The organism is Cellulosimicrobium sp. MI9406 (genome assembly GCF_040595865.1).
Classification (GTDB): Bacteria; Actinomycetota; Actinomycetes; order Actinomycetales; family Cellulomonadaceae; genus Cellulosimicrobium; species Cellulosimicrobium funkei.
Window position 1 is genome coordinate 122284 of record NZ_JALIZI010000001.1, and the last position, 26876, is coordinate 149159.

Below are 26876 nucleotides of genomic sequence, written 5' to 3' on the forward strand. Positions count from 1 at the left end.
CGGACCACCCCCGGTCGTGTCGGGGTGCGGCCGAGTCGCACACGAGACGCGACGCTGCGGAGGCTCGTGTGCTCGCGAGCGTATGCCTCCCGGGCCGCGTGCGGAACCCCCGGGCGGCACGAGCGTGAGGAGTTCACACGACCGTAACGGCCGCGGCGCCGGGGCAGGTCGTGGGCGACGTCGGGCAGACTGTGCCCGTGCCCGGATTCGCCGTCGTCGACCTCGAGACCACGGGGTTCTCCCCCCGCCTCGGCGACCGCGTCGCCGAGGTCGCGGTCGTCCTCGTGGACGACGCCGGTCGCGTCGAGGACGAGTGGTCCACCCTGGTCAACCCCGAGCGGGACCTCGGGCCGCAGCACGTGCACGGCATCGCCGCCGCGGACGTCGCGCTCGCCCCGACGTTCGACCGCGTCGCGCCCGCGCTCCTGCGCCTGCTCGCCGGGCGCGTGCTGGTGGCCCACAACGCGGCGTTCGACACGCGCTTCCTGCGCGCCGAGATCGGGCGCGCCGGGATCGCCGCGGCCATCGACCCCGTCGCGTGCCTGTGCACGCAGCAGCTCGCGAGCCGCTACCTCACGGGCTCGCGGGCGCTGGCTGCGTGCTGCGCGGCCGTGGGCGTCGTGCACGACGGCGTCCACTCGGCCCTGGGCGACGCGCGCGCCACCGCGGGGCTGCTCGGGTACTACCTCGACGTCGCGGGCGACGACGAGTGCTGGGCCGTCGCGCGCGCCGCGGCGGACGGCGTCCGCTGGTCGCTGCCCGCCGCCCTACCCGGCGCGGAGCCGGTGCTGCGCGGCGCGAGCCGCGCCCGCGGGCACTGGCTCGCGGCGCTCGCGGACCGTCCCGCCGTTCCGGACCCGTCCCCGCCCGGCGCCCCGGGAGCGGACGCGCGGCGCGACGTGGGCACGTACCTGCGCCTGCTCGACGACGCGCTCCTCGACCGCTACGTCTCGCACGCCGAGCGGGCAACGCTGCTCGCGGAGGCTCGGCACGCCGGGCTCGACCGCGCGACGGTCGAGACCCTGCACCGCGACTACCTGGCCGCACTGGCCCGGGCCGAGCTCGACGCGCTCGACGGGACGACCGCCACGGGCGACCGCGACGAGGGCGCGGCGCTGCGCGACGACCCGGCGCTGCACGAGGTCGCGGGGCAGCTCGGCCTCGACGCCGACGACGTCGCGGGAGCCGTCGAGGCGGCGCTCGGGACGCGCCTGGTCGACGCGGTCGCGGACGTCGGGGCCCCGGGTGCCGCGGCACCGGGCGCCGCCGTCCTGGGCGCCACGGTCCCGACCCGGCCCGCGTTCGTGCTGGCCGCGGGCGACGAGGTCGTGCTCACCGGCTCGATGTCGCGGACGCGCGAGGCCTGGGAGCGCGACGTCCGTGCCGCGGGCCTCTCCCCCTGGCCGTACGTCACGCGCCGCACGCGGCTCCTCGTCGCCGCCGACCCCGACTCCCTCTCGACGAAGGCGCGCACCGCGCGCCGCTACGGCGTCCCGGTCGTCACCGAGGCGGCGTTCGCGCGCCTGCTCGCCGCGCACGAGGGCGCGAGCGGGCGCACGCTCGAGCCCGGGGTGCGACGCTGGGCGTCATGAGCACGCGCAGGACGACGGGCGCCGCGACCGAGGAGGCGGGCGAGGACGCGGTCGACGTCGACGCGCTCGTCGACGACCTCTTCGCTCTGCCGCTGGAGCAGTTCGTCGTGGCGCGCACGGCCGCCGCGAAGCGGATCAAGGCGTCGGGCGACGCGGTCGGTGCGGAGCGCGTCGGCCGGATCACGAAGCCGACGGTGGCGGCGTGGGTCGTGAACCAGGTGGCGCGCGAGCGGCCGGACGACGTCGCCGCGCTCGTGAGCCTCGGGGACGAGCTGCGCGACGCGACGGCCGACCGCGACCGCACCCGCCTGCGCACGCTCGACCGGCTGCGGCGCGAGCGGGTGGAGCGCGTCGTCGGGGAGGTGCGCGACGCGGGCGAGATCGCGGGCCGGGCGGTGTCCGGGACGGTGGTCGACCGGCTCGCGGAGACCCTCACGGCAGCGGTCATGGACCCGGACGCGGGCGCGCTCGTCCGGGCCGGCCGGTTGTCGCAGGCGCTCCAGCACGTCGGGTTCGGGATCGTCGACGAGGGTGGCGAGCCGGCCGACGTCGTCGAGCTGCGCGCGCGCACGGGCGCGGTCACGGACGGCGGCGGGACGACCGACGGCGACGAGGAGCCCCCGGCCGACGCCGAGGAGGACGCCGAGGCGGCGGCCGAGCGCGAGGTCGAGGAGAGCGCGGCCGTGGTCGACCGGCTGGAGGCCGAGCGCGACGACGCCGACGCCCGCACGCGCGAGGCGAGGGACGCCGTCGGGCAGGTGGAGGACGAGCTCGCCCGCGTCAAGGACGAGCTCGCACGGCTCGCCGACGAGCGCGAGGCGCTGCGCGCCCGCCTGAGCGACGCGCGGGACGCGGAGTCCGCCGCGCGGGACGCGCTCGACGCGGTCGACGAGCGGCTCGACGCCGCCGAGGAGCGCGCCGCGGCCGCGCGCAAGGCCCGCCGGGCGGCGCGCCGGCGCTGAGGCCGTTCGTCGTGCGCGAACTCGGGACTGAGCGGGGCACGCTCAAGGTTGCACAGGTCAGACGCCACGGCCCCCGTGGCACGACCGACCTGGAGGACCACCATGATCAGCACCTACACCGTGGCGCCGTTCCGTCCGCTCCCCACCGAGCGGCTCGTGCGCCAGCTCTGGGCGCGCCCGTCCGGCTCGGGCGTCGCCCCGACGGGCTTCGCGCCCGCCGCCGACGTCTACCGCGAGGGCGACGACCTCGTCGCCCGCTTCGACCTGCCGGGCGTCGACCCGGAGCGCGACGTCACCGTCGAGCTCGAGGGTCGCCGGCTCGTCGTCCGCGGCGAGCGTCGTGACCAGCGCGTCGTCGAGGCTCCGGCCGACGAGGCGCCCGACGACGCCGAGCAGGCCGAGGGCGAGCAGCCCGCGGCGGGCACCGACGAGGCGGCCGAGGCCGCCCCGGCCGGGCGCCGCGTCCGCGAGGTCCGGTTCGGCGAGTTCCGCCGCACCGTCACCCTGCCGAAGACCGCGGAGGCCGACGCCGTCCGCGCGTCCTACGACGCGGGCGTGCTCACCGTGACCGTCGCCGGCGTGTTCGCCGGCCGCGCTCCCCAGCGCATCGAGGTCACGCGCGCGGCCTGACGCCGCACCGCCGGCGCGACGCCCGACGTCGCGCCGGCCCTCCGACCCGGCCGCGCACGCCCCTGCGCGGTCGGACGGCGGGGCCGGCACCCTCGTGGTGCCGGCCCCGACCGCTCTCTCGCACGGCTCACGGGACCGGCTCACGGGACCGACGTCCCCGACCGGGTGTCTGACGTCCTTTCACCCCGTCCCGCCCTCCCCGAGGCGGCTGACCGCGCGTTAGCGTTCACCTCACGCCCCCAGGAGGGTTCGGTCGTGCCCGTCGACGTCGACGCGGCGACCGCGAGACGAGGACGACGCATGGCCCTGAGATTCAACGCCCCTCCCGGCTGGCCCGTGGCCCCCGGGGACTGGCGCCCCGAGCCGGGCTGGGCCCCGGACCCTGCCTGGCCGTCCGCGCCGGAGGGTTGGACGTTCTGGGTCGAGGACACCACCACCGCACCGTCGACCGGGACCGCGCGGCCTCGACGCGGGCGCCGGGCGGCCCTGCTGACCGCAGCGGGCGTCGCCCTGTTCGTCGTCGGGCTGCTGGTCGGACAGGGCAACTCGGGCCGGGCGCTCGACGAGGCGAGGACCCTCGTCGCGCAGGCGGCCGACGAGCAGGACGCGGTCGAGGGCGAGCGCGCCGAGCTGGACGCCGAGCGGACCGCGCTCGAGGAGCAGACGGCCGCCGCGCAGGCGGCCCAGACCGAGCTGGACGAGCGGGCGACGGCGCTCCAGACGTCGGAGGCCGATGTCGCGGCGCGCGAGGGTGCGGTCGCGACCGTCGAGGCCGACCTGGCGACCCGGGTGTCCGACGTCGAGGGCCGTGAGGCGGCCGTCGCCCAGGCGGAGGCGGCCGCCGCCGCGGCCCGCTCGACCCAGCAGTCCCGGCCCAGCGCCCCGGTCGGGGACGCGGACACCGGGGGCAGCACGTCCACGTACTACCAGAACTGCGACGCGGTGCGGGCCGCCGGCGCTGCTCCGCTGCTCCGTGGCGAGCCCGGCTACGCCCCCAAGCTCGACCGCGACGGCGACGGCGTCGCCTGCGAGTAGGTGCGTCAGCCCTCGGTCGCGCCCGCGCGACCGAGGAACGACCGCAGCGCCTCGGTGACGAGCGCGTGGTCGTCGCCCTGCGCGAGCCCGGACACGGTGACGACGCCCACGATCCCGACGCCCTCGACCCGGACGGGGAACGCGCCGCCGTGCGCGGCGTACTCCTGGAGCGGGAGGTCGTGCTTCTCGTTGAACGACGTCCCCGTCGCCCGTGCCCGTAGGCCCACGAGGTACGACGACGCCCCGAACCGCTCGACGACGCGCACCTTGCGCTCGACCCACGTGTCGTTGTCCGGCGTCGTGCCTGCGCGCGCGGCGTGGAACACCTGCTGCGGCCCCTTGCGGACGTCGATCGTCACGGGCAGGTCGCGCTCGTCGGCGAGCTCGACGAGGAGGCAGCCGAGCCGCCACGCGTCGTCGTGCGTGAAGGTGCGGAGCACGAGGTCGCGCTCGTCGGCCTCGACGGAGGCGACGAGGGCGGCGAGGTCGTCGGGCGTCGTCATGCGGTCATCGTGGCACGATCGCGACGTGACGACGACGCCCGTTCCCCGCCCGGCACCCCTCGACCCGCTCGACCACGGCCTGCTCGACCGCGCGTCGGGGGTGCTGCTCGTGCAGGCGGCGGGCGACGCGCTCGGCGTGCCGTACGAGTTCGCGCAGCCGCCCGGGCCAGGGCACCGCGACGAGGTCGCGGTCATGCGCGGGGGCGGGCTCGGCCCGTACGCGCCCGGCGAGTGGAGCGACGACACGCAGATGTCGGTGTGCGTCGCGCGCGTGACGGCCGCGCACGACGTCCTCTCCCCCGTGCCCGACGCGTTCGGGGCGGCGCCGCTCGACGACGTCGCCGCCGCGTTCGAGGCCTGGCGCACCGGGGGCGCGTCCGACGTCGGGACGCAGACCGCCGCCGTGCTGCGCGACGCCGCCGCCCGCCGTGGTCCCGCCGCGACTCGGCTGCGCGAGGCGTCCGCGGCGCTGCACGCGGCGACCGGCCGCACGGCGGGGAACGGCGCGCTCATGCGGACGGGCGTCGTCGGGCTCGTCGCGCTCGGCGACCGGGACGCGACCGCCCGCGCGGCGCGCGCCGTCGCGGAGATCACGCACACCGACCCGCTCGCCGCCGAGTCGTGCGTGCTGTGGTCGGAGGCCGTGCGCGTCGCGGTGACCGAGCAGCGGCTCGACGTGCGGGCCGGCCTCGACCTGCTCGACGCGGAGGCCGCCGCGCGCTGGTCGTCGTGGGTCGCGGACGCGGAGTCCGCCCGGCCCGAGGCCGACCTCCGGCAGAACGGCTTCACGGTGACCGCGCTCCAGGCGGCGTGGCGCGCGATCGCGACGACGTCCCCGCCGGAGCGCTCGCGGTTCGCGGGCCGGGACCACCTGGTGGCGGCGCTCCAGGCCGCGGTCGCCGTCGGCGGCGACACCGATACCGTCGCGGCGATCGCGGGCAGCCTGCTGGGCGCGCGGTACGGCGCCCGCGCGGTGCCCGAGGAGTGGTCCGCGGCCGTCCACGGCTGGCCCGGGATCGGCCGCCGCGTGCTCACGGCGCTGGCGCGCCGCACCGCCCAGGGCGGCCTCGTGCGCTCCGAGGCGCTCGTCCTGCCCGACGGCGACGCGCGCCCCGTGCAGCACTGCCCGCTGTGCGGGACGCTGCTCCGCGAGAACCCCCGCTACCCGCGTCACGTGTGCGGGTGGTGCGCGCAGGACGTCACCGACGAGGCGGGCCGTCCCGTCGTGCTGGCCAACGCGAGCCTCACGGGCGGGTACACCGCGCAGCGCCCGGACGGCTCGCCCGCATCGTCCGACGTGCTCGCGGGGAGGGTCTGGATCGACGGCGTCGCACTCCGTGCGCAGGAGGCCCGGTTCGGCGGGGTCGTCGTGCAGCCGCTCGACGACCCCGCCTGAGCCGGCAGCGCGCTCGCGCTCCAGGCCCGGGGGCGTGGCCTCAGCCGCAGGAGACCGCCGGGAAGGCGACGTCCTGGGCGGAGGAGGCGCCGCCGTCGGGCAGGGTGCCCGTGACGGTGACGGACCCGGCGTCCGCGGCGACCGCCCGCGTCGAGAACGACTGGTATGCAGACTTGCCCGGCGCGACCGCCGCGACCGTGCGCGTGCCGAACGGCGTCGCGAGGGTGACGTCGGCCGGGATGTCACCGGTGTTCGTGGCGCGGACCGCGACGTACGCGGTGCCCGCGAGGCAGCGGGTGCTGGTCTCGACGGCGAGCGCGGGGCCCGCCTCGTCCTCGCGTCGGAGCGTCACCCGGTCGACGACGCGCTGCGACCCGGTCACGTAGGTGGTGACGGTGAGCGACGTGGGCGTGACGTCGAGGTCGGAGTAGCTGGCCTCGCGCGACTGCTCCCAGCGCGCCGTCCACGGCTTGGCGCCGTCGAAGTCGTAGAACTTCGAGCCCGACGACGAGTTGCCCGTCAGGTAGAGGACCTGGTCCTCGTCCGGGGTGAGGACGTCGCCCTCGGCCGGCGCCGCGGCCGGGACGACCGGCGTCGCGCCCTCCATGAGGTACGAGCGCGTGTAGATGTGGTCGTGGCCCGCGAGGACGAGGTCGACGCCCAGGTCGCTGAAGACGGGCGACAGGGTCTCGCGCAGGCGCACCACGTCGGTGTCGCGCGAGTGGAACGCCTGGCTGTAGAGCGAGTGGTGGAACGTCACGACGACCCAGTCGTACGCGTCGCCGTGTGTGCCGACCACGTCGCGCAGGAACGCCTCGTGCCCCGCGATCTGCGTCGCGGACGAGTCGTTCGAGTCGATCGCGACGACGAGCACGTTGTTGTACGCGTACCAGTAGTCGCGGCGCTGCTCGGTCGAGAGGTTCGGCATCGCGTAGTGCTGGTCGTAGAGCGCCGACGCGGTGTCGTGGTTGCCGTCCTGGACGGCGAAGCGCAGCTCGCGCATCTGGCGCGGCGCGAGGAAGCCCGCGTACTGCTGGCTGCTGCCCGCGTTCTCGACCTGGTCGCCCGCGGAGATGAGGAACGCGGTGTCCGGGTGCCGCTCGGTCATGGTGTCGAGGTTGGCGGCCCAGCGCGCCGCGTCGTTCGCGGCGTTGCCGCTCGCACCGATCTGCGCGTCGCCGACGAACAGCGCGGAGAACTCGTCCCCGAACGTCCCCGTCGTGAACGTCGACGGCTCGGACCAGCCGGCCGCCGCGCTGCCCACGCGGTACACGTACGCCGCGTCCTCCTCGAGCCCGGTGATCGTGGCGTGGTGGTACGTCGCGCCGTCCGCGGCCGCACCGCTCCGGGACGACGACGTCGGGGCCGTCCGCCAGTCGACCTCGCCGCCCGTCTCGTCGGCTCGGGCCCACTGCACCTCGCCCGCGCCGGGCAGCGTCGAGAACCACGCGACGTTGGCCTGCGTCTCGTCCGCGCCGACGTTCAGGGCGACGTCGCGGACCTCGCCGTGCGTCGGGACGAGCGAGCGGACGTCGAGGTAGATGTCCGAGCTCGTCGGCGCGTCCTGGTAGAGCGCGACGGAGATCGTGTTCTCGCCGGGCTCGAACGCGTCGGCCGGGACGACGAACGTGCCCGTCACCGGGTCCGTGCGGCCGTTGCCGTGGTACTGGAGGTTCTCGGTGATCTTCCGGTCGTCGTCGCCGAGGCGCACGACCTCCTCGCCGTTCACGTAGACGATCGCGGCGTCGTCGTAGACGATCTCGCCCTCGAACGCCGGGACGCCGTCGAGGTCGGCCGCGGTGAGCTCCACGTCGGTGCGGAAGAAGAACGTGGGGACGTCCGTCGTCGTGCCCTCGATGTACTGGGTGAGGAGCGTCGTGATCGGGAAGGCGGCGCCGATACCCGTCGCTGCGCCGCGCTTCGCGCCGAACGCGCCCGTCGCGGACCTCCACGCGGAGTCGTCGAAGGCGGTGGTCGTCCACACGCGCTGGTCCACGGCGGATCCCGCCGGGTTCGTGTTGTCGTCGAGGTAGCGCCAGGTCGTGCCGGACGTCGAGAGCAGGGACTCGTCGGCGGCGGCCGTCGAGGTCGCGGTCGCGGCGACGAGCGCCGTGCCGACGAGCGAGACGGCGAGCGCCGACGCCGCCGCGCGCGCGAGCGCGCCGGGCAGCCGGGAGGCGTGCGGGTTCATGGGTTCCTTCGCAGGTCAGGGGTCCGCGCGGCGACGACCGTCGGACCACCGTGGCGGCGTCGGACCCGTGGTGGGAAGCGCTGTCACAGTAGGGAGCGGGGATGGCTCCCACGCGTCGTCGCGGTGAACGCGCGGCGGCGGCCAGATGGCCGTCCTCCGCCCGGCCCGGGAGACGCACGACGCCGCGCCCCGGAAGGGACGCGGCGTCGAGGCCTGCGACGAGGGGAAGGCGGCTCAGGCGCCCCGGCGCCGCCGGAGGACGAGGACGCCCGTGCCGAGCGCGACGAGCAGGAGCGCGGCGATCGCGACACCGGCGGCCTGCACGCCGGTCGTCGCGAGACCACCCGTGCCACCGTCGGCCGGTGCTCCCGGCCCGTCGGGCGTGCCCGGCACGTCGGGCGTCGTGGGCACGGTCGGGTGCGTGGGGTCGGTCGGGACCGCGGGATCGGTCGGCGTCGTCGGTGTGGTCGCGCCCGGCTCGTCGGCGGTGTTGGTCAGCTCCACGGCGACGGCCGCGCTCGTGGAGACCTCCACGCGCACCGTGCCGTCGTCGCCCGGCTCGACCGTGCCACCGTCGACCTGCCACGTCGGCGCGCCCCACTCCACGCCCTCGACCGTGGGGAAGTCGGGCTCGCCCAGCACCACCTCGGCCCCGAGCGGGAGGTCGTCGAGGGTCGCCGTACCGTCCACGGGGAGCGTGAGCTCGCCCGCCGACCCGTCGACGGCGTACGCGACGGTGAACGCGGTGCCCGCGGGGACGACCGAGGCGGCGTCGCCCAGCACCCGCTTGGTCACCGTGAGGCTGCCGCTCTCGGCGGGCACGGTGCCGCACGGGATCGACCCGGCGAAGAGGTAGGCGTGCGCCTCCCCGCCGAGCAGGGTGAGGTCGCGCGCCACGACCTGCCCGTCGAGCGGGGACGCCTCGACGGTGAGGTCGGCGGTCGGCGCGTACACCGACCCGTCCAGGCGCGCCCCGCCGGCACCGAGCGTGACCGGGCCGTCGAGCCGCGACAGGTCCCACATCACGAACGAGGCCGCCTTGCCTGCCTCGCCGAACACGGAGCCCTTCAGGTCGGTCGTCCCGGCGGGGACGGAGACGATGAGCGGGGCGTCGGCCGACGGGAGCACGCCGTCGGCGAACTGCACGGTGTACGCGTCCGCGATCGCCGCGTAGTCGACGACGTTCGGCCGCCCGGCGTCGAGCGGGGAGAGGACGACGCGGTCGCCGACGTCCTCCGTCACGGAGAGCACGTGCGCCGCGCCGCTCGGCACGAGGTCGGCGAGGCACCGGCGGACCTCGGCGGCCCCCGTGGCGCCCGTCTCGACGTACGCCGCCACGGAGCCGCGCTCCGTCGCCACCGTCGCGGCGCCGTCCGGCCACTTCTGGTTCGTGGCGTCGACGGCGGGCGAGTCGTCGAGCGCCGTGCGGTACCGCACCCAGTCGGCGCGCTGGTACGTGCCGAACGCCGGGTCGTCACCCACGACCTTGAGGTAGCCCCGGAGCGCTGCACCCCGGTCCGCGGGCGCCCCGCCGTTCGTGATCTGGACCGTCCCCGACGTCGGCGCGTAGCCACCGACGAGGAGACGGGTGGGGTCGCCGTCGACGGTGGGGATCGTGTAGTCGGCCGTCCCGGCCGCCTGGTGGAGGATCGCGTACATGCCCCCGTCGGCGCGGACGGAGAGCTCGCCGCCGACCGCGACCGAGCCCTCCGTCTCGTGGTTGCCGAGGTGGGCGTCCTCGCGGGCGTAGACGCTGAACCCCCCGGCCAGGTCGAAGGGGTTCACCGATGCGTCGGCGGCGACGGCGCCCGACGCGGGCAGCACGAGCGCGGCACCCGCCAGCGCGACGACAGCAGCGGCAGCGGTGCGGCGCCGACCGGGACGAGTAGTTGACTGCGGCAACAGAAGTGAGGGCAGCATCGAGCGGACAGCTCCATCAGGTGGGGGAAGGGTCGGTCCCGACGGACCGGGTCCAGCCCGTCCCTCTCACCGTAGGCCGAACTGGACGAGCGTCCAGAACGCGTGCCGGGTGAAGTCGCGCCGGTGTGATCGACCCCACCTCACCGTGCGCACGGGCGGCCGGACCTGTCGGTCATGTCGGGCGTCCGAGGATCCTCGAGAGGCGGCGCGTGCGCGCGGCCCCAGGTCAGGAGATGACGAGGCTCGCGATCAGCCCGTCGCGCAGGCGGACGGTGAACGTGCCTGGCCCGTTGTACCCGTCCCCCGAGACCGTGAGGTCGAGCAGCACCTCGTCGGGTGCGGCCCCCGGCCGCAGCCCGGAGACGTCGAAGTGCGAGCGCTTGCCGATGTTGTCCGTCCGGTCCCAGCTCGCGAGCTCGGTGCGGCCGCGGAAGCGGCGGCCCCCGTCGTCGAGGACGGCGTCCTCGGTGAACGCGGTGAGGAACCGGGCGGTGTCGCCTGCGTTCGTCGCCTCGACGAGGGTCCGCACCGCAGCCGGGAGGTCCTGCGTCACGTCGCTCATCCCCTCACTGTGCTCCCCTCGACGCCCGACGACGACCCGGACGTGGCGAGACGCGGCGTCCGCGAGCCCGCGCCCGAGACGGTCGAACAGCGCGACGCTCGCCGTCCCCGGCCAGTCCGCGGGCAGCGCGGCAGACGGCAGCCCGGGGTCGGCGTACGGGATCGGGCGCCAGTCGTCCACGGCGCGCACCCAGCGCGCGAACGCGTCGCGCGGCTCGTCCGCTCGCGTGGACGGGGCGCCGTCGGCTCCCGCGTCGTCGTGCCGGGCGAGGAACGTGCGGTGCAGCGCCGCGACCCGGTCGAGGTCCCACCAGCGCGCCGCAGCGTCCGCGAACGACCCCGCGACGCGCGGCGCCCCCGCGAGGAACACCGTCGCGGCGTCGCGGACCTCCAGCGCCACGAGGATCTCCTCGACCTCGTCCACGAGGTGACCGGGCGTGATCCACAGCCCGTCCGCGACGCTCCCGGCGCCGATCCACGCGAGGTGCCGGCGCAGCTGGTGCCGCGCGTCGCGCCGCTCCTCGGGCAACGAGTACGACACGAGGCACCACGGGTCGCCGCCGCCCTGCTGCCGGTAGCCGAAGATGCGCCGGTCGCCGCGCGCGAGCATGGGCCCGGCGTCGGGCGCGAGCCGGTACCCGGCGCGGCCGTCGTCGAGCGTCTCGGGCACGAGCAGACCCTTGGCCTTGACGCGCGAGACCGCGCTGCGCGCCCCCGCGGGCGGCACGCCGAGCGCGCCGAGCAGGTCGACCAGGTCCGCCACCGCGACCGCACCGCCCAGGTCCCGGACGTACAGCCCGACGACGGTGCGCAGCAACGACGTCGTGCTCCCGGGCCGGGAGTCGAGGTCGTCGAGGATCACGCGGACCCGGCCGCGCCGGTCGTGCGGCCGCCGAGGACCTCGGCCAGGGCGTCGCGCACCGCCTCGACGCCGACGCGCACCTCGTCGAAGCTCGTCGAGAGCGGGGACAGGCCGAGGCGCAGGCCGTTCGGGCGGCGGAAGTCGGGGATCACGCCGCGCTCCCAGAGCAGCGGGAGCGTCGCCTCGAACGCGTCGTGGTCGACGGTCACGTGGCCCCCCCGGCGCTCGGGGTCGCGCGGCGACGCGTACCGGGCGCCGAGCGGGAGCACCAGGTCGTCCACGAGGGCGGTCGCGTGCTCGGTGAGCGCGACGGACTTCGCGCGGACCGCCGCCATCCCGGCCGCGTCCACGAGGTCGAGCATGTCCTGCATCGCGAGCATCCCGACGATCGCGGGCGTCCCCGAGAGGAAGCGCCGGACGCCGTCGTGCGGCGCGTACGCCGGACCCATCTCGAACGGCGCCGCGCTCCCCATCCAGCCCTGGATCGGCTGGGTGAGCGCGCCCTGGAGGTCGGCGCGCACGTAGCCGAACGCGGGCGCGCCGGGACCCCCGTTGAGGTACTTGTACGTGCAGCCCGCCGCGAGGTCGACGCCCCACGCGTCGAGCTCGACGGGGACCGCGCCCGCGGAGTGGCACAGGTCCCACAGGACGAGCGCCCCGGCGTCGTGCGCGAGGGTCGTGATCGCGGCGGCGTCGCTCACGTACCCCGACCGGTACGCGACGTGGCTGAGCAGCACGAGCGCGGTGCGGTCGGAGAGGACCTCCGCCACCTGCTCCGGGGTCACGCCGCCGTCGTGGTCGGGCGTGATCCACCGCAGCGTCGCGCCGTGCTCGCGCGCGACGCCCTCCAGCACGTACCGGTCCGTCGGGAAGTTCCCGGCGTCGAGCACGATCTCGTCGCGGCCCGCGACCTGCGGTGCCGAGAGCGCGGCGCGCACGAGCTTGTAGAGGATCACCGTCGTCGAGTCCCCGACGAACGTCTGGCCCGCCGCCGCACCGAGCGTCACCGCGCCGATCCGGTCGCCCAGCGTCAGGGGGAGCTCGTACCACTCCTCGTCCCAGCCGCGGATGAGCCGCGCGCCCCAGACGTCGGTCGCGAACCGCGCGAGCCGCTCGGCCGACGCGCGAGTGGGCCGGCCGAGCGAGTTCCCGTCGAGGTAGGCAGTGACCTCGTCGGAGGCGACGAACGCGTCGCGGAACCGCGCGAGCGGGTCCGCCGCGTCGAGCGCGGCCGACCGCGCGGCGTGGTCGGTGGTCGTGGCGTCGGTCGTGTCGGTCATCGCCGGTCCTCCGGGGTGCGGGGTGCGCGCGGCGCACCGTGGGGCTCGGGTCGCGCCACGACGACGGCGCGCGCGAACCACGCGGCCACGTCGTCGGGGTCGTCGAGGTCGGGCGGGTCGCCGGGGACCCAGGTCGCGACGCCGTCCGGGTCGGGCGCGGCGCCGTCGTGCGCGATCGCGCCCAGGAGGGCGTGCGCGTCGAGGCCGGCCTCCGCGAGCGCCCGCAGCTCGCGGGCGTTCACACCGGGCGGGAGCGGGCCGTTGCCGAGGTCGGTGCCGTAGACGACCGTCCCGCCGAGCGCGACGAAGTGCCGCACGTTGTCGATCACGACGTCCTGCTCGGCCGTCGGGCTCCCCCACCCGTGCACGTCGAGCGTGCTCACCCAGCTCACCCGGCTCACCTGACCCATCCGGCCACTCCCCGCCCCGCCGAGCACGGGGTGACGGTCGCCATCCGGCTCATCTCGCCCGTCACCCCGTGCTCGACCGCGTGGAAGGTCGTGCTCGGCGGGGCGGGGCGTGGCCATCGCCGCCAGGAGGTTCTCGGGCAGGCGCTCGCTGAACGGGGCGTGCGCCAGCCGGTCGACGCCTGCCTCGAACGCGCGGGCCGCCATGCCGCGCCCCTCCACGTGCGCGACGACGTCCCGGCCCCGCGCGTGGGCGTGGCCGACGAGCGCGGCGAGGGTGACGTCGTCGGGCACCGGGCCGGCGCCGGAGTGCAGGGCGACCTTGACGAACGAGGCCCCCGCGGCGACCTGGCGATCGACGGCGGCGACGGCCGCCTCGGGCGAGCCGACCTCCTCGAAGGACCCGGCGGGCGCCCACGACCGGTCCGACGGGTAGCCCCCGGGGGCGGTGAGGAACGCGCCCGCGAACGCGACCGCCGGGAATCCGGGGCGTCCGGGCCAGGTGCGCGCGACGTCGGCCACCCACCCGAGGTCGTGCACGACGGCGATCCCGCCGCGGCGCACCGCGACCGGGTCGACGAGGCCGAGATGCACGTGCGCGTCCGCGAGCGGCGGGAGCCAGGTGCCGCCGTCGCCCGCCCGGCCGAGGCTCACGACCGCCCGATCTCGGTGCGGACGGCGAACAGCTCGGGGAAGAACGTGAGGTCGAGGGCGCGCTGGAGGAAGCCGACGCCGCTCGACCCGCCCGTGCCGCGCTTGGTGCCGATGATGCGCAGCACCGTCTTCATGTGGCGGAACCGCCAGAGCTGGAAGTTGTCCTCGAGGTCGACGAGCTCCTCGCACGTCTCGTACGCGGACCAGTACGTCTCCGGGTCGTCGTAGATGCGCCGGAAGACCTCGACCAGGTCGTCGTCGAGCGTGTGCGCGGCCGTGACGTCGCGGTCCAGGACGCGCTGCGGGACGTCGTGGCCGTGCCGCGCGAGGTGGCGCAGGAACTCGTCGTAGACGCTCGGCTCGGCGAGCAGGCGGGCGAGCTCCGCGCGCGCGTCCGGCTCGGCGTCGAACACGTCGAGCATGCGCGCGTTCTTGTTGCCGAGCAGGAACTCGACAGCGCGGTACTGCCACGACTGGAAGCCCGACGCGTGCCCGAGGAACCCGCGGAACTGCGCGTACTCGCTCGGCGTGAGGGTCGCGAGCACGGACCACTGCTCGGTGAGCGTGCGCTGCACGTGCTTGACGCGCGCGACGCGCTTGAGCGCGGCGCCCAGCTCGTCGGCGGCGAGCAGGTCGCGCGCGGACAGGAGCTCGTGCAGCACGAGCTTGAGCCAGAGCTCCGTCGTCTGGTGCTGCACGATGAACAGCATCTCGTCGTGGTGCTCCGGGTCGCTCACGGGCTCCTGCGCGGCGAGCAGCGTGTCGAGGTGCAGGTACGACCCGTACGTCATCTGCTCGCGCAGGTCCGTGACGATGTCGGACTCCAGCGCGCGCTCGTTCGGCGCGGGCAGCGGTGCGTCGGCCATCCGTCGAGCGTATGTCACGAACGTGACGACCGCTAGATCCGTGCGATGCTTCGGGACGTCGTAATGATCGAATCATTGCGTCATTCCGACCGAGTGGTAGGGGTCAGTCGTCCGCCGCGGCGCGGCGCTCCTCCTCGTCGACGGACTCGCCCGTCGGGTCCTCCGCGACGAGGTCGTCGAGGAACGCGCCGCCCAGCGGCCCGTCGCTCAGCCCGACGAACCGCCAGCCCGACGCCGGGTCCCCCTCGACCTCGACGAGCCCGGTGTTCGCGAGCGGGGTCCACGCGAGCCGGTCGACGTCGACGCCCGCGGCGCGCGCGCACGCCCACGCGCGGATCGCCGCGCCGTGCGACACGACGACGGCGGTCTCCCACCCGGTCCGCGCGACGGCGGCGAGGGCGTCGTCGTACCGGTCGAGGAACTCGGTGCCGTCGGGGCCGCCGGGCACCCGCCGGTCGGGCTCGCCGCGCCCCCACGCGAAGACCGTCTCGAGGTAGAGGGCGTGGTCGTCGTGGTCGGCGGACATCTCCAGGTCGCCCGCGTCGACCTCGCGCAGGCCGTCGAGCTCGAGCGGCTCCAGACCGTGGCGCTCGACGAGCGGCGCCGCGGTGAGGTGCGTGCGCACGAGCGTGGACACCGCGACGCCGTCGACCATGTGGCCCGAGAGCGCGTCCGGGATCGCCGCCGCCTGGCGCGCCCCGAGGGCGGTGAGGCCCGGCCCGGGCAGGGCGGTGTCGAGCAGGCCGGCGACGTTGGACGGGGTCTGTCCGTGACGGACGAGCAGCAGGCGCATGGTTCTCCGGTTCTCGGGTGCGGGGGTCTTCTGCCACCCTACGAGCCCGGCAGCGAGCGCGGCGTGGCACGCTGGGCGCATGTCCCGCCGCGAGCTCGTCGTCCTGGGGACGGCCAGCATGGTCCCGACCCGCACGCGCAACCACAACGGGTACGTCCTGCTCTGGGACGACGAGGCGATCCTCTTCGACCCCGGCGAGGGCACCCAGCGGCAGATGACGTTCGCCGGGGTGTCGGCGACCGACCTCACGCGCATCGCGATCACCCACCTGCACGGCGACCACAGCCTCGGGCTCGCGGGCGTCTCCCAGCGCATCAGCGGCGACGGGGTGCGGCACACGATCGGGGTGACCTACCCGGCGTCGGGCCAGCGGTGGGTGAACCACCTGCTCGACGCGAGCGCCCACTATCGCCGCGGCCACCTGGAGCTCCAGCCGGTCACGACGGACGGCGTGCTCCCGCCCGTCCCCGGCCGCCCCGAGCCGGGCTTCACGCTCCGCGCCGAGCGTCTCGACCACACGATCGAGGCCGTGGGCTACCGCCTCGACGAGCCCGACGGCCGCTCGCTCGACCCCGCGCTCCTCGCCCGTCACGGGCTCGCGGGGCCGGTCGTGGGCGAGCTGCAGCGCGCGGGCCGCGTCACGATGCCCGACGGCCGGACCGTCACCCTCGACGACGTGAGCGGCCCCCGGCCCGGCCAGTCGTTCGCGTTCGTCATGGACACGCGCCTGTGCGACGCGGTGCACCGGCTCGCGGACGGCGTCGATCTGCTCGTCATCGAGTCGACGTTCCTCGACCGCGACCGCGAGCAGGCCGAGCGCTGGGGCCACCTCACGGCCCGGCAGGCGGCGACGGTCGCGGCCGAGGCGGGCGTCCGGTCGCTCGTCCTCACGCACTTCTCCCAGCGCTACCCCGACCCGACGGAGTTCTGGCGCGAGGCCCGCGAGGTGTTCGACGGCGAGCTCACCGTCGCGCAGGACCTCGACCGCGTGCGGGTCCCCCACCGCCGTCGGCCCGCCTGACCCCGACGAGCCACCACGGCTCTACCTCGCGGAACCAGGGCTGGTCGCGGGGTTTGCAGGTCAGTCGCCGCGGGCGCGGCGGGTCGCGCGGTCGTTGGCGCGCTGGATCGCCTCGACGAGCTCGTCCTTGGTCATGGTCGACCGGCCGTCGACGTCGAGCCGGCGGGCGACGTCGAGCAGGTGCTCCTTGGTCGCGTTCGCGTCGACGCCCCCGGCGGTGTCCGTGGTCGAGTCGAGCCCGCCCTCCTCGGCGCGCTCGTCGGACGGGCCGGGCTCGTCCTTCGGCTCCCAGTGGTCGCCGATCTTCTCGTGCGTGTGCTTGAGCGCGGCGAACGCCACGCGCCGCGCACGCTCATCCGAGCCGTACTGCTCCCTCGCGGCGTCGTAGGCCTTCGCGAACGTGCGCTGCGCCTTCTCGTCCGAGCGCTGCAGCGTGCTGGGGATCTCGGACTGCTTCGCGTCGCCGTCGCGCGTCGTCTTCGGCACGGGTCACCTCCTGCTGCCCGACGGCGGTCGCCGCCTCCCCCGAGCGTCCCGCCCCGGGCGACGGCTCGCGCGCCGAACGGGGGCGGGCGCGCCGGGCGCGGCCTACGCTGCCGGGATGTCGAGCGTCCTGCGGTTCCGCGGCCGCATCGCGGGCTGGGGCACGGCGTCGGGGACGCGGGTCGTCGTCGGGCGCTGGGACGCGTCGCCGTTCGGCGCGTTCGCCGACGTCATGGTCGAGCGGCCCGACGGCGAGCGCCTCCTCCTCGCGCCGTCGCGCCCCGTCGCGGAGCTCGTCGCGTCGACCTACCGCTTCGACCGGGTCGTCCTGGTGCCGGTCGCCGTCACGGACGAGCCGGCCCACGCCGCGCCCGCTGCTGCCCGCGATCACCCGGCGGGTGCGCGACCGGGCCGCGGCCGCCGGCCGGACTGGCACGTGGTGGCCGGGCCGCTCGAGGCGCGGCTCGCCGTCGGGCCGCGGACGGCCCTGGGTCACGTGCTGCGCGCGGTGCCGCACCGCGTCGCGACGTCGCGGCACGCGACCGTGCTCACCGACCCCCTCGCGCGCGTGCTGCTGCGCGGGGTCCGGACGCGGGGCAGCGCGGGGCCGGGACGCACCGAGCACTACGGCGCGACCGACGTCCGCGCGCTCGTCGCCGCGCAGACGTGCTGGGACGGGACGTCGTTGGGCGACCTGCGCGACGTCGTCCCGCCGGTCCGGTTCGGCTTCGGGTCGACCCCGCCCCGGCCGAGCGTGACCGACGTCGTCACGACCATCGTCGTGCGCTGACCCCGGGAGGCGTCCGCGGCGGGACGCGAGACCGGGGCCGCGCGCCGGACGACGAGCGTCCGGCGCGCGACCCCGGTGCGACCGGTCCGGGCCTCAGACCCCGCGGGCCCCGAGCCAGCCTGCGAGCCGGTCGGGACGGTCGGTGATGATCGCGTCCACCCCGAGGTCGACCGCGGCGGCCCAGTGCGCGGGCTCGTTGAGCGTCCAGACCGCGACCTCGAGACCGGCGTCGTGCAGGCGCTGCACCAGGCCCGGGTCCTCCAGGAGGAGCGCCCCCATGGGGTTGCACGTCACGACGTCGAGCTCGGCGCACCGCGCGAGCACGTCGTCGTCGAGCGCCACGACGAGCAGCCCACGGCGCAGGCCCGGGTCGGCCTCGCGGAGCGCCGCGACCGTCTCGGGCCAGAAGCTCTGCGCCACGACCCGGTCGGCGAGGCCCGCGAAGCGGATCGGCCCGGTGACGCGCCGCACCTGCTCGGCCGTCCACGACCCCTTGAGCTCGAGCAGCAGGTCGGTGCCCGGCCGCCGCACGAGGAGGTCGACGACCTCGCCGAACGTCGGCACGCGCTGGCCGCCGAACGCCGGGGAGAACCACGACCCGGCGTCGAGCGCCCGGATCGCCGCGCGGTCGAGCCGTGCGACCGTGCCGCTGCCGGACGTCGTCGCGTCCACGGTGTCGTCGTGGATGACGACGGGCTCGCCGTCGGCCGTGAGCTGCACGTCGATCTCGATGCTGTGCGCGCCGGCCCGCCACGCCGCCTCGAACGCGGCGAGCGTGTTCTGCGGCGCGACGGAGCTGTTGCCGCGGTGCGCGATCACGCGCGGGCGCGCGGCCCGGTCCGGCACCGAGCCCGTGGGCGCGAGGGCGGTCGCCGTCACAGGTACGGCTCCACGTTCTCGCTGTACGCCGTCTCGATGCGCGGCGCGACGGACTCGAACGCGGCCGCCGGGTCGGCGCCCTCGATGACGATCTGCTCGATCGCCTCGTTGAGCAGCGCGTCGGCGCCCGGGATGAAGACGCGCGCGTCGTCCTGGGGGCGCGCCTTGTCGGCGAGCTGGTCGACGGCCGTGCGGAACTGCGGCGTCGCCTCGTAGATGGCCTTCATGGTGTCGGACTCGACGGCCGACGTGCGCACCGGCATGTAGCCCGTGTTCTGCGAGAAGTACGCGGTGTTCTCGGTGTTCGTGAGGAACGCGAGGAACATCGCCGCGGCGAGCTGCTGCTCGGGCGACTTCGACGCCGGGATGGCGAGCCCGGTGCCGCCGGTCGGGGTGCCGCCGCCGTCAGGGCCGTCGGGCAGGTAGGCCGTGCCCACCTCGAACGACGCCGCGTCGAGCGCACCCTTGAGCGAGCCCGTCGAGCCGATGGTCGAGGCGATGAGACCCGACGAGAAGTCGACCATCGCGTCGTCCGCGGAGAGCGTCGCGACGCCCTTCTCGTGGAAGAGGTCGTGCAGGAACTGGCCGCCCGCGACCGACTCCTCGGAGTCGAGCGTGAGGTCGAACCCGTCGGAGTACGCGCCGCCCTGGCCCCAGATCATGTTCTCGAACCACCACGCGCCCCACGACGGCCCGGTGGACAGGCCGAGCGTCGAGCCGCCGGACGGGACGAGCGGCTTGAGCGACGCGTCCCACTCCTCGAGCTCCGCCCACGTCTCCGGCCCGCGGTCGGGCAGGCCGGCCGCCGTCCACAGGTCCTTGTTGTAGTAGAAGAGCGGCGTCGAGCGCGCGTACGGCACGGCCCAGTGCTGGTCGTCGTACTCGTAGTCCGCGTAGAGCGCGGGCTGGAAGTCGTCCGCGTCGGCGTCGACGAACTCGAGCACGTCGTCGAGCGGCAGGATCTGGTCGTTGAGGTGGTAGCGGAACCACCACACGTCGGACGCGATGACGACGTCGGGCAGCTCGTCGGTCTGCGACGCGGCCTGGAAGCGCTGCGCGACCTCGTCGTAGTTGGCGCCCGCGGTCACGAGGTTGACCGTGATGCCGGACTCCTCCTCGAACCGGTCGATGAGCTCCTGCTCGATCTCCTGCGACGTGCCGGGGTGGTTGCTCCACCACGTGATCTCGGACGCGGGCTCGACGGCGGACCAGTCGACGGCCTCGGCCGCCGCGTCGTCGCCCCCGGTGCCGGCGCCGTCGGCCCCGGCCACGCTCGGCCCGGCGCACGCGGTGAGCGCGAGGGCGGTGACCGCCGTGAGGGCGGTGGCGGCGGCGCGGGCCCGACGGCGGCGCGCGGGCCGGCCGGGTGCGGTGCGGTGGGACACAGGTGCTCCTTCAGGTCGTGCACCGGGTGTCGGTGCGCTTCGGGGAACCCGGACCGCTGCGGGCGAGCCGGGGAGTCCGGTGGTCGGGCGGTGCGCGTCAGCCGGTGACGGCGCCCGCGGTGAGGCCCGCGACGAGGCGACGTTGCAGGACGAGGAAGACGACGAGGATCGGCAGCGTCACGACCACGGTCGCGGCGAGCAGGACGCCCCAGTTCGTCATGCCGTCGGTGTTCTGCAGCAGCGTGAGGCCGACGGGGAGGGTCATCTTGTCCGGGCGGTCGATGACGAGGAACGGCCACAGGTAGTCGTTCCACTCCGTCACGACGGACACGAGCGCGACGGCCGCGAGCGTCGGCGTGCTCATCGGCACGACGAACCGCCAGAGCTTGCGCCAGTGCCCCGCGCCGTCGAGCTCGGCGGCCTCGAGGATCGAGCGCGGCAGCGTGAGGAAGTGCTGCCGGAACAGGAACGTCCCGAACGCGCTCGCCAGGCCCGGCACGAGGATGCCCTGGTAGGTGTTGAGCCACCCGAGGCTCGCGACGAGCGTGTAGTTGGGGATGATCGTGATCTGCGGCGGGATCATGAGCGTCGCGATGACGAGCCCGAACACGACCTTCTTGAACGGGAAGTCGAGGAACACCAGCGCGTACGCGCACGTGAGGCCCAGCGCGACCTTGAGGCCCGCGCCCACGACCGTGATCCCGACGCTGTTGAGCAGCAGGCGCCCGAGCGGGATCGAGTCCGCGGCCTGCGCGTAGTTGTCGAGGTTCACGCTGCCCGGGAGCCACTGCAGCGGGACCGTGTAGAGCTCGGCGGGCGTCTTCATGCTCGCGAGCACCATCCACACCAGCGGCGCGCCGAGCACGACGGTCGCGAGGACCAGGGCGAGGTACCCGCCCGGCTGGAGGGCCCGGCGTCGGGCACGGGGTGCGCCCGACGGGCGGGGCGCGAGGGCGGCCGGCGTGGCGGGCGCCGTCTCGGGACGGGCGGGCGCGACGGCGCTCATGCGTAGTGGACCTTCCGCTGGACGAACCGCATCTGCACCGCGGTCACCGCGAGCAGCACGAGGAACAGGACCGTGGCGACCGCCGACGCGTACCCGGCACGCCCGTTGACGAAGCTCTCCTCGTAGATCGAGTACATGAGCGTCGTCGTCGAGCCGAGCGGGCCGCCCTGCGTCATCGCCTTGATGATGTCGAAGGACTGGAGCGACGCGAGGAGCATCGTCACCACGAGGAAGAACGTCGTCGGGGTGAGGAGCGGCAGGACGATCGAGCGCAGCGTCCGGGCCGACGACGCGCCGTCGAGCGCGGCGGCGTCCTTGAGGTCCTGCGGCACCGACTGGAGGCCCGCCAGGTAGATGAGGGCGACGTACCCGAGGTTCTTCCACAGGTAGACGACGACGATCATCACGAGCGGCCACGGGCGCTGCGTGTACCACTGCGGCGACGCGACGCCGACCCAGCCGAGCACCTCCTGGACCAGCCCGTAGCGCGGGTCGAACATGAACAGCCACAGGATCCCGACCGCGAAGCCCGACAGCACGTACGGCGCGAACGCGACGGTCCGGGCGACGCTGCGGCCCCTGAGGCGGCGGTTGAGCAGCAGCGCCAGGCCCAGGCCGAGGACCATCGCCCCGCCGACCGTGGCGAGCGTGAAGACGAGCGTCGTCGTGACGATGCGACCCGTCGTCGTGGCGGTGAACCACTCGACGTAGTTGCCCAGCCCGACCGGCCGCGCGACCGGCGACCCGAGGTTCCACTGGAGCGTCGAGAGGTAGAAGCTCTGGAGCAGCGGCCGGTAGACGAACACCAGCAGCAGCAGGACGTTCGGGCCCGCGAGCAGGAGCGCCCACAGCAGGTTCCGCCGACGGCGGCGCGCGCCCAGGCGGCTGCGGTGCAGCGTCTGGACCTCGCGGTCGGTGCCCGACGACGTCGGGCCGGCAGGCGATCCCGGCGCGCCGGGACGGGTCGCGCCCGGGCCGGTGGCCGGGGAGGTGGGGCCCGGCGCGGCGCCGCGGGGCGCGCCCGGGGAGCCCGGGGACTCCGGGGTGAGAACGGTGGTCACAGCACAGGTCCGCTCGTCCGAGGGTGCAGGTCACGGCCGGCGCGGCACCCGTCCTGCGGGTGGGCGGCCACTCGGAGCATAGGAAGCAGGTGCGCCCGTTCTGTCCGGGAATGGGCGGGTGCGGGGGCGGGCGTCGGTCAACGTTCACCGAGCCGTGCCCGCCGCGCCACCCGCACCTGTGGAGCGGTCACGTGGTGGACACCTCGTGAAGCGTCGTCCACAGGGCGGGACGGACGGTTCCGCGTCGCACGGCGTTTCGCTAGGTTCGTGGCGTTCGCGCGGTGCCGCCCGGTCCGGGCCGCGCCGCCCGGTTCGCGGGCAGGGGGTCTGGTGAGTCGTACGCGTCATGCGCCGGTCGAGGAACGACCGGCAGGAACGGTGAGCGCCCGAGCGCTCCGGTCGAGAAGCAGTGCCCGACGGCGAACGCTCGCCCTGGGCGTCGTCGTGACGGCCGGGTGCCTGGTCGCCGGGTGCACCGGCGGGGGTGAACCCGCACCGTCACCTCCGGTCGAGACGTCGGCCGAGCCGTCTGAGACGGAGACACCCGAACCCGAGCCGACCACGACCGGGCCGCCGAAGCCCGAACGACCCGCGGCCATGGAGCGCGACGACGCGGAGGGTGCTGCTGCGGCGGCGGCGTACTTTCTCGGGCTCTACTCAGACATGATGTCGAGCCAGGACAGCGCCGAGTGGGAAGAAATGTCACACGCAGAGTGCGGATACTGCGCGGCTTCCCTAGACAAGGTCGAATGGCTCCGCGAATCTGGAAGCGCCTACGAGGGCGGTCGCATCACGCTGGACGTGGACGACCCTTTCAAGTACGTGAGAGATTCACAGACTGGTGTGTTTCCGCTGGACGGGACGCTCTCCCAGGATGCCTTGAAGGTCACAGCAGCTGATGGATCGGAAGTCGCCAGCGAGTCGACGACATCCATGGCGGTTCGGATAGAAGTCGGGAAGTCGGATGACGACTGGGTGATTGTTGAGATCGCGCCACTCCCTGAGGATGGTGCCTAGTGCCGTTCCTGCAGACCCTAGGCGTAGTCGCGACGAGTGGTCTCGCGCTCGCGTTTCCCCCTGGCGACTGGAGCACCACTGGGGACATCGAGGGTCAGAACGTATCCGTAGAAGCGGAGGTCCAAACTCGAGGCGGACGCGACTACGAAACGGGCCGCCCAGGCACGCCAACGACAGAGAAGTACTTTCGCGCGGCGCAGACGACGTGCGCACTATTCGATGGCCTCGACGACCCGACGTCTGATCTGTCTGGCCGCTGCGCCGAGTGGGAGCGGCTCGTCACCGAAGGGCTCGAATGCGACGCGAACTCCTACTACCTGGGCGCGTTGTACCGGCAGACCCGTGAGATCGCCTCCGACGGCACCCCTGGCGAGTGGTCGACAGCAGGCGCACCCGTGGCCGACCAGTCGTGCGTGACGCCTGCTGACCTCGCTGACGAGGCAGCGCGAGCGCTCGCCACCCTGACGCTCGCGCCGTCGCCCGTCGTCGTGCAGCCGCCGGACGGCTGGACCGTGGTCAACGTGCCGACGATCACCTACACGGAGCCCGACGAGCAGGTGCTCGACACGACGCTGCTCGGTATCCCGGTCCAGATCCGGGCGACCCCACGGTCGTTCACCTGGGACTACGGCGACGGGAGCGGTCCGGTGACGACGACCGACCCGGGCGCCGCGTACCCGCACCACACCGTCGCGCACACGTACGGCCAGCCGGCGGACCGGGTGACGATCACGCTGACCACGACGTGGTCCGGGCAGTTCCGGATCACCGGCACGCCGAGCTGGACCGACGTCACGGGCACCGCGACCACGACGAGCGCAGCCGACCCGCTCCAGGTCTACGAGGCCAGGTCACGCCTGGTCACCGAAGACCTCCCGGGCGGTTGATGCGCATCGCCGCGCACCTCTGCCCCCGGAGTCAGGGTGCGGGGTGCGCGGCGGTGCAGCGAGCGCGGGATCGTGTCCGTCCGTGACTCCGGCAGGTCGCGACGGCCCGGGAGGCGCGCCTTGCGCTCAGCCGAGCGACACCTCGACCCCACCGGAGAAGAAGGAGTCGTGCAGCGTCACGCTTGCGGGGACCGCGTCGGCGGGGACGTCGAACACCACGGTGCCCTCGACGCTGTTGCCCGGGTTGATGTCGGTGAGGAACGAGTTCGCGTCGCCGAGGTAGATCGCCGCGCTGGTGTCCGCGGAGTGCTCACGCCCGGCGGTGTCGACGAGCTTCTGGCTGCTGCCGTCGAACATCTGCGCCTGGTCGCCGATGTTCGTCACCGTCACGTGCACGAGCACGAACTGGCCCTGCGCCTGCGCGTTGACGAACTCGTCGCCGACGGTGGGGACCCCCGTCTCCACGGACGTCACGGTGAACTCGAACTTGCCGTCGCGCACCGGCGTGCCGACCGCGGCCGCCGCGGGTTCCGGAGCGGGCTCCTCGGCAGGCCCGTCCGGCGTCTCGGGGGCGGGCTCGGCGGGGTCCTGCGGGGCGCTCGACCCCGCGACCGCGGCCGGTGCCTCGGGCTCGTCCCCTCCCCCGCCGCCGAGCGCGGCCCCGATCACGGCGAGGATCACGACCACCCCGAGGCCCGTGAGGATCTTGTGCCGCGCGAACCAGCTCTTGCGCGGCGGGATGCCCGGCGCCTGCCCCGCGAACGCGGCCGCACCCTGCTGCCCCGGAAAGCCCGACTGGCCCGGGATGCCTGCCTGACCCGGCTGACCGGCCCAGCCCGCCTGACCGGGGTGGGGGGCGTGCGGCGTCGGGCCGGCTGCTCCGGGGGCGCCCGGCCCGAGGGGCGACGAGTAGGGCTGGCCCGGGGGCGGCGTCGGGCCGGGCTGGGCCGGGTACGCGCCCGGCTGGTCGGGGCGCTGGCCCTCGTGGGGTGCGGACATCGTGGTCTCCTCGGTGCGTCGTGGTCGCTGCGTTCGAGGACGATCGTGGCCGCGCGGCACCGTCGGGCGGATCGCCCGACCGGCTCGTCCGGGCCGGCCGACCGGAGGAGATCCGGGCCGGTCGCGCGAGCCGGTCGGCGGAGGCCGGGCGTCGGCGCCCGTGCGTATGCTCGCCGCATGTACCCCCCGCCGCAGCAGCCGGGCGGCCCCGCGGTGCCGCCGGGCGCCGCGCCTCCACCGGGCTACCCGGCGCCCGGCCACCCGGGTGCCCCGCCACCCGGGTATCCCGGGCCCACCTGGCCGCCGGCGCCGACCGGCCCGGCCGCCGCGGGCACCCCCATCGGCCACCTGTCGCCGCACCCCGTCGGTGGCGCGCGCCCGACGGCGGCCCCCGCCCCCGGGCGGGCGCGGCGGTTCTGGTCCGGGGCAGGGACCGCGCTCGCGGTCGCCGCGACGTTCTTCGTCGGCATCGTCGGCCTGTCGTTCGACTCGGCACGCCACGGCCAGGAGCTGAGCGGGGGCCAGCTCGGGCTCTCGATCCTGTGGCTCGTCCTCGCCGCGTGCGTCTCCGCCGCGGTGATCTGGCGCATCCGCCACCCCGTCGCCGTCTGTCTCGGGACCGCCGCGGCAGGCGTCCTCACACCCGTCGGCGCGCTCGCCCCGCTCCTCGCGCTGCCGTTCGTCCTCGCGCGGGAGGACCGGCGTCCGGTGCTCCTCGGGTCGATCGCAGCCACCGCGGCGGCCGTGGCCGCGTCGTTCTGGCGCGACGGCGCACGACCTGGCGACTCGGTGATCTTCTCCTTCACGCCCGCCACCGGCGGGGAGACCACGTACCTTCCCCCGGCCGGCTACGTCGTCATCGGGGTGTTGCTCGTCGCGCTCTCGGTGGGTGCGGGACTGGTGCGTCGCTACGCGGGCCGGGCGCACGTCGCCCAGCAGACCGCCGCCGTGGAGACCCGTCGCGCCGAGACGCTGCGCACGCACGCGGAGGACCTGCGCAGCCAGACCGACCACCTGCGCACCGAGCTGTCGCGGCAGGACGAGCGCGAGCTCATCGCGCGCGAGATGCACGACACCGTCGCGCACAACCTGTCGGTCATGTCGTTGCAGGCGTCGGCGCTCGAGGTGACGACCGAGGACCCGGAGGTGGCCGACGCCGCCCGGACCATGCGCTCGTCCGCCCACCGCGCGCTCGAGGAGATGCGGTCCCTCATCACGTCGCTGCGCGACGGCGCGGAGCAGTACACGGGCTCCGCCCCGGCGCTCGGCGACCTCGCCACGCTGCTCGACGAGGCGCGCTCGTCGGGCGTCGACCTCGCCGCGACGGTGTTCGTCACGGACGCGGACTCCGCGCCGCCGGCGCTCACGCGCGCGGTGTACCGGGTGGTGCAGGAGGCGCTGACGAACGTGATGAAGCACGCCCCGGGCGCCCGCGCGGACGTCGACGTGCGCGCCCGGCCCGGCGACGGCGTCGACCTCACGGTCCGCAACGCGCTCACCGCGGACACCCTGGGCGTCCCCGGCAGCGGCACCGGGATCGTCGGGATGCGCGAGCGCTGCGAGGCGCTCGCCGGGACGTTCTCGGCGGGCGTCGACGACGGCCGGTTCGTCGTCCGGGCCCACCTGCCGTGGGACCGTCCCCGGGACTGACCGCCGCACGCCCCCGCCCCGACCTGTGGCGCAGCCCTGGGCGCAC

At 75.2% G+C, this 26876-nt stretch carries 24 protein-coding genes; 10 read left to right on the top strand and 14 right to left on the bottom strand.

Annotation, left to right across the window (positions count from 1 at the left end; all coding sequences use genetic code 11):
- The first annotated feature begins 197 nt into the window (after window positions 1-197).
- From MT994_RS00580 to MT994_RS00595, 4 genes are all read left to right on the top strand, one after another.
- Entirely contained in the window at window positions 198-1592 is a 1395-nt protein-coding gene (locus tag MT994_RS00580; RefSeq protein WP_354804627.1) for an exonuclease domain-containing protein, read from the top strand.
- Window positions 1589-2554, top strand: coding sequence for a hypothetical protein (locus MT994_RS00585; protein ID WP_354804628.1), 966 nt, complete (start codon window positions 1589-1591; stop codon window positions 2552-2554). The genes MT994_RS00580 and MT994_RS00585 overlap by 4 nt, the downstream gene beginning before the upstream one ends.
- Window positions 2555-2656: 102 nt before the next feature.
- Window positions 2657-3184 carry an Hsp20/alpha crystallin family protein gene (locus tag MT994_RS00590; protein WP_354804629.1) on the top strand — a complete coding sequence of 176 codons (528 nt, stop codon included), beginning with the start codon at window positions 2657-2659 and terminating at the stop codon, window positions 3182-3184.
- Window positions 3185-3484: 300 nt separating this feature from the next.
- A complete protein-coding gene (locus tag MT994_RS00595) occupies window positions 3485-4219 on the top strand; it encodes an excalibur calcium-binding domain-containing protein (RefSeq protein ID WP_354804630.1) in 735 nt (244 codons plus the stop codon).
- Window positions 4220-4224: 5 nt separating this feature from the next.
- Here the strand turns inward: MT994_RS00595 and MT994_RS00600 are convergent, their stop codons facing one another.
- Entirely contained in the window at window positions 4225-4722 is a 498-nt protein-coding gene (locus tag MT994_RS00600) for a heme-degrading domain-containing protein (RefSeq protein ID WP_076404403.1), read from the bottom strand.
- 25 nt (window positions 4723-4747) lie between these two features.
- Between MT994_RS00600 and MT994_RS00605 the strand changes: the two genes are divergently transcribed.
- Window positions 4748-6118, top strand: a complete 1371-nt coding sequence (locus MT994_RS00605; RefSeq protein WP_354804631.1) for an ADP-ribosylglycohydrolase family protein — start codon at window positions 4748-4750, stop codon at window positions 6116-6118.
- A gap of 40 nt (window positions 6119-6158) precedes the next feature.
- On the opposite strand, the gene MT994_RS00610 is transcribed toward MT994_RS00605, so the two are convergent.
- From MT994_RS00610 to MT994_RS00640, 7 genes are all read right to left on the bottom strand, one after another.
- The gene (locus MT994_RS00610; protein WP_354804632.1) at window positions 6159-8309 is read right to left on the bottom strand and encodes a metallophosphoesterase family protein; all 2151 of its coding nucleotides are present in this window, start codon (window positions 8307-8309) and stop codon (window positions 6159-6161) included.
- 234 nt (window positions 8310-8543) lie between these two features.
- Window positions 8544-10229: a collagen-binding domain-containing protein gene (locus MT994_RS00615; protein ID WP_354804634.1), complete on the bottom strand. Its 1686-nt coding sequence runs from the start codon at window positions 10227-10229 to the stop codon at window positions 8544-8546.
- Window positions 10230-10455: 226 nt separating this feature from the next.
- On the bottom strand, window positions 10456-11652 hold the full coding sequence (locus tag MT994_RS00620; RefSeq protein WP_354804635.1) for a PaaX family transcriptional regulator C-terminal domain-containing protein: 1197 nt from the start codon (window positions 11650-11652) through the stop codon (window positions 10456-10458).
- A complete protein-coding gene (kynU, locus tag MT994_RS00625; RefSeq protein WP_354804636.1) occupies window positions 11649-12932 on the bottom strand; it encodes a kynureninase in 1284 nt (427 codons plus the stop codon). The genes MT994_RS00620 and kynU overlap by 4 nt, the downstream gene beginning before the upstream one ends.
- Window positions 12929-13993, bottom strand: a complete 1065-nt coding sequence (locus MT994_RS00630) for an amidohydrolase (protein WP_354804637.1) — start codon at window positions 13991-13993, stop codon at window positions 12929-12931. Before MT994_RS00630 ends, kynU begins: the two co-directional genes overlap by 4 nt.
- Window positions 13990-14859, bottom strand: coding sequence for a tryptophan 2,3-dioxygenase family protein (locus tag MT994_RS00635; protein WP_354804638.1), 870 nt, complete (start codon window positions 14857-14859; stop codon window positions 13990-13992). Before MT994_RS00635 ends, MT994_RS00630 begins: the two co-directional genes overlap by 4 nt.
- Before the next feature lie 103 nt (window positions 14860-14962).
- Complete coding sequence (locus MT994_RS00640; RefSeq protein ID WP_354804640.1) at window positions 14963-15652, bottom strand: histidine phosphatase family protein; 690 nt, start codon at window positions 15650-15652, stop codon at window positions 14963-14965.
- 79 nt (window positions 15653-15731) lie between these two features.
- On the opposite strand from MT994_RS00640, the gene MT994_RS00645 reads away from it, so the two are divergent.
- Complete coding sequence (locus MT994_RS00645; protein ID WP_354804642.1) at window positions 15732-16673, top strand: ribonuclease Z; 942 nt, start codon at window positions 15732-15734, stop codon at window positions 16671-16673.
- A 60-nt stretch (window positions 16674-16733) separates the two neighbouring features.
- Here the strand turns inward: MT994_RS00645 and MT994_RS00650 are convergent, their stop codons facing one another.
- Window positions 16734-17159, bottom strand: coding sequence for a ChaB family protein (locus MT994_RS00650; protein ID WP_354804643.1), 426 nt, complete (start codon window positions 17157-17159; stop codon window positions 16734-16736).
- Between the two features lie 115 nt (window positions 17160-17274).
- Between MT994_RS00650 and MT994_RS00655 the strand changes: the two genes are divergently transcribed.
- Window positions 17275-17946 carry a hypothetical protein gene (locus MT994_RS00655; RefSeq protein WP_354804645.1) on the top strand — a complete coding sequence of 224 codons (672 nt, stop codon included), beginning with the start codon at window positions 17275-17277 and terminating at the stop codon, window positions 17944-17946.
- A 93-nt stretch (window positions 17947-18039) separates the two neighbouring features.
- Here the strand turns inward: MT994_RS00655 and MT994_RS00660 are convergent, their stop codons facing one another.
- The 4 genes from MT994_RS00660 to MT994_RS00675 all read right to left on the bottom strand — a co-directional run bounded on the left by MT994_RS00660 (window position 18040) and on the right by MT994_RS00675 (window position 22097).
- On the bottom strand, window positions 18040-18825 hold the full coding sequence (locus MT994_RS00660) for a glycerophosphodiester phosphodiesterase family protein (protein ID WP_354804646.1): 786 nt from the start codon (window positions 18823-18825) through the stop codon (window positions 18040-18042).
- A complete protein-coding gene (locus tag MT994_RS00665; protein ID WP_354804647.1) occupies window positions 18822-20210 on the bottom strand; it encodes an ABC transporter substrate-binding protein in 1389 nt (462 codons plus the stop codon). The genes MT994_RS00660 and MT994_RS00665 overlap by 4 nt, the downstream gene beginning before the upstream one ends.
- Window positions 20211-20307: 97 nt before the next feature.
- On the bottom strand, window positions 20308-21216 hold the full coding sequence (locus MT994_RS00670; RefSeq protein ID WP_053370565.1) for a carbohydrate ABC transporter permease: 909 nt from the start codon (window positions 21214-21216) through the stop codon (window positions 20308-20310).
- Window positions 21213-22097: a sugar ABC transporter permease gene (locus tag MT994_RS00675; protein ID WP_354805088.1), complete on the bottom strand. Its 885-nt coding sequence runs from the start codon at window positions 22095-22097 to the stop codon at window positions 21213-21215. The genes MT994_RS00670 and MT994_RS00675 overlap by 4 nt, the downstream gene beginning before the upstream one ends.
- A 624-nt stretch (window positions 22098-22721) precedes the next feature.
- Between MT994_RS00675 and MT994_RS00680 the strand changes: the two genes are divergently transcribed.
- Entirely contained in the window at window positions 22722-23294 is a 573-nt protein-coding gene (locus tag MT994_RS00680; protein WP_354805090.1) for a DUF6318 family protein, read from the top strand.
- Complete coding sequence (locus MT994_RS00685) at window positions 23294-24181, top strand: hypothetical protein (RefSeq protein ID WP_354804648.1); 888 nt, start codon at window positions 23294-23296, stop codon at window positions 24179-24181. The genes MT994_RS00680 and MT994_RS00685 overlap by 1 nt, the downstream gene beginning before the upstream one ends.
- 126 nt (window positions 24182-24307) lie before the next feature.
- Here MT994_RS00685 and MT994_RS00690 read toward each other — a convergent pair whose 3' ends face one another.
- Window positions 24308-25180 (bottom strand): DUF4352 domain-containing protein, encoded by an 873-nt coding sequence (locus MT994_RS00690; RefSeq protein ID WP_354804649.1) that lies wholly within the window; start codon window positions 25178-25180, stop codon window positions 24308-24310.
- Window positions 25181-25357: 177 nt separating this feature from the next.
- Here MT994_RS00690 and MT994_RS00695 point away from each other — a divergent pair, with 177 nt between their 5' ends.
- The gene (locus MT994_RS00695) at window positions 25358-26830 is read left to right on the top strand and encodes a histidine kinase (protein WP_354804650.1); all 1473 of its coding nucleotides are present in this window, start codon (window positions 25358-25360) and stop codon (window positions 26828-26830) included.
- Window positions 26831-26876: the final 46 nt, after the last annotated feature.

Coding starts and splice junctions, on each gene's coding strand:
- MT994_RS00585 (WP_354804628.1), top strand. CDS start 1,589: ATGAGCACGCGCAGGACGACGGGCGCCGCGACCGAGGAGGCGGGCGAG.
- MT994_RS00590 (WP_354804629.1), top strand. CDS start 2,657: ATGATCAGCACCTACACCGTGGCGCCGTTCCGTCCGCTCCCCACCGAG.
- MT994_RS00595 (WP_354804630.1), top strand. CDS start 3,485: ATGGCCCTGAGATTCAACGCCCCTCCCGGCTGGCCCGTGGCCCCCGGG.
- MT994_RS00600 (WP_076404403.1), bottom strand. CDS start 4,722: ATGACGACGCCCGACGACCTCGCCGCCCTCGTCGCCTCCGTCGAGGCC.
- MT994_RS00610 (WP_354804632.1), bottom strand. CDS start 8,309: ATGAACCCGCACGCCTCCCGGCTGCCCGGCGCGCTCGCGCGCGCGGCG.
- MT994_RS00615 (WP_354804634.1), bottom strand. CDS start 10,229: ATGCTGCCCTCACTTCTGTTGCCGCAGTCAACTACTCGTCCCGGTCGG.
- kynU (WP_354804636.1), bottom strand. CDS start 12,932: ATGACCGACACGACCGACGCCACGACCACCGACCACGCCGCGCGGTCG.
- MT994_RS00635 (WP_354804638.1), bottom strand. CDS start 14,859: ATGGCCGACGCACCGCTGCCCGCGCCGAACGAGCGCGCGCTGGAGTCC.
- MT994_RS00640 (WP_354804640.1), bottom strand. CDS start 15,652: ATGCGCCTGCTGCTCGTCCGTCACGGACAGACCCCGTCCAACGTCGCC.
- MT994_RS00645 (WP_354804642.1), top strand. CDS start 15,732: ATGTCCCGCCGCGAGCTCGTCGTCCTGGGGACGGCCAGCATGGTCCCG.
- MT994_RS00655 (WP_354804645.1), top strand. CDS start 17,275: ATGTCGAGCGTCCTGCGGTTCCGCGGCCGCATCGCGGGCTGGGGCACG.
- MT994_RS00670 (WP_053370565.1), bottom strand. CDS start 21,216: ATGAGCGCCGTCGCGCCCGCCCGTCCCGAGACGGCGCCCGCCACGCCG.
- MT994_RS00690 (WP_354804649.1), bottom strand. CDS start 25,180: ATGTCCGCACCCCACGAGGGCCAGCGCCCCGACCAGCCGGGCGCGTAC.
- MT994_RS00695 (WP_354804650.1), top strand. CDS start 25,358: ATGTACCCCCCGCCGCAGCAGCCGGGCGGCCCCGCGGTGCCGCCGGGC.